Origin of the sequence: Acidovorax sp. LjRoot38 (assembly GCF_964252975.1) — a bacterium.
GTDB lineage: Bacteria > Pseudomonadota > Gammaproteobacteria > Burkholderiales > Burkholderiaceae_C > Acidovorax > Acidovorax facilis.
In genome coordinates this window covers 1-1,660 of record NZ_CAXUPT020000040.1, presented here as the reverse complement: position 1 = coordinate 1,660, position 1,660 = coordinate 1, and the positions used below count along the sequence as shown (strand labels likewise).

Sequence of the window (1,660 nt, the reverse complement as noted above, 5' to 3'; positions counted from 1 at the left end):
CTCCTGCGGCGTAGCCCAATGCCAGGAAACCCTGCGCACCGCCATGGCCATTGGTGCCGACCGCGCCATCCTGGTCGAGACCGACGTTGAACTGCAGCCCCTGGCCGTGGCCAAGCTCCTCAAAGCCCTGGTCGACAAAGAACAACCTTCTCTCATCATCCTGGGCAAACAAGCCATCGACGACGACGCCAACCAGACCGGCCAGATGCTGGCTGCTTTGGCCGACCTGCCCCAGGCCACCTTTGCCAGCAAGGTCGAACTCGCAGCTGACAAGGTCAGCGTGACCCGTGAAGTCGACGGCGGCCTGGAAACCCTGGCCCTCACGCTCCCCGCCGTCATCACCACCGACCTGCGCCTGAACGAGCCCCGCTATGTCACCTTGCCCAACATCATGAAGGCCAAGAAGAAGCAGCTCGATACCGTCAAGCCCGAAGACCTCGGTGTGGACGTGGCTCCGCGCCTGAAGACCCTGAAGGTGACCGAACCCGCCAAGCGCGGCGCAGGCATCAAGGTGGCCGACGTGGCCGCCCTGGTCGAAAAACTCAAGAACGAAGCCAAAGTCATCTAAGGAGAACAAGAAATGACCGTACTCGTTATTGCTGAACACGACAACGCATCCATCAAGGGAGCCACGCTGAACACCGTCACGGCCGCAGTCGCCTGCGGCGGCGACGTGCACGTGCTGGTGGCCGGCCACAACGCCGGCGCAGCCGCACAAGCAGCCGCCCAGATCGCCGGAGTCGCCAAGGTCATCCACGCCGACGCAGCCGGCCTAGAACACAGCCTCGCAGAAAACGTGGCCGCACAAGTGCTTGCCATCGCCTCCAACTACAGCCACATCCTGTTCCCCGCCACTGCCAGCGGCAAGAACGTGGCCCCCCGCGTGGCCGCCAAGCTCGATGTCGCCCAAATCAGCGACATCACCAAAGTGGTGAGCCAAGACACCTTCGAGCTCCCCATCTACGCCGGCAACGCCATTGCCACCGTGCAAAGCCAAGATGCCGTCAAAGTCATCACCGTGCGCACCACCGCCTTTGACGCCGCAGCCGCCACCGGTGGCAGCGCAGTTGTCGAAACCGCCGCCGCCACGGCCGACGCAGGCAAGAGCAGCTTCGTGGGCAGCGAAATCGCCAAGAGCGACCGCCCCGAGCTGACCGCTGCCAAGATCATCGTCTCCGGTGGTCGCGCGCTGGGCAGCAAGGAAAAGTTCGACGAAGTCATGACGCCCCTGGCCGACAAGCTGGGCGCCGCCCTGGGTGCCAGCCGCGCGGCGGTGGACGCGGGCTACGCGCCCAACGACTGGCAAGTGGGCCAGACGGGCAAGATCGTGGCACCGCAGCTGTATGTGGCCGCCGGTATCTCGGGTGCCATCCAGCACTTGGCGGGCATGAAGGATTCGAAGGTGATCGTGGCGATCAACAAGGACCCTGAGGCGCCGATCTTCAGCGTGGCTGACTATGGGCTGGAAGCGGATCTGTTCACGGCTGTGCCGGAACTGGTCAAGGCCCTGTAAGAACGCCGCTGTGCGCACAAAGGCATCGCTCGCTATGCCTTTTTTATGACGCCAGCGCCTGGCAATGACCGCTGTGCGCCACGTACCGTCAGTTCGTCGATCTGAATTGATCGGCCGCAACCGCTGCTTATGGAGAGCTCTCCATAA

At 63.4% G+C, this 1,660-nt stretch carries 2 protein-coding genes; both read left to right on the top strand.

Going from position 1 to position 1,660, the window contains the following annotated elements:
• On the top strand, positions 1-568 hold a 568-nt coding region (locus ACSQ22_RS26260), incomplete at its 5' end, for an electron transfer flavoprotein subunit beta/FixA family protein (protein ID WP_436131958.1).
• A gap of 12 nt (positions 569-580) precedes the next feature.
• On the top strand, positions 581-1,513 hold the full coding sequence (locus ACSQ22_RS26255) for an electron transfer flavoprotein subunit alpha/FixB family protein (protein ID WP_436131957.1): 933 nt from the start codon (positions 581-583) through the stop codon (positions 1,511-1,513).
• Positions 1,514-1,660 lie beyond the last annotated feature (147 nt).

What these genes read in the sequence shown, in the direction of transcription:
- ACSQ22_RS26255 (WP_436131957.1), top strand. Translation starts at nt 581, where the DNA reads ATGACCGTACTCGTTATTGCTGAACACGACAACGCATCCATCAAGGGA.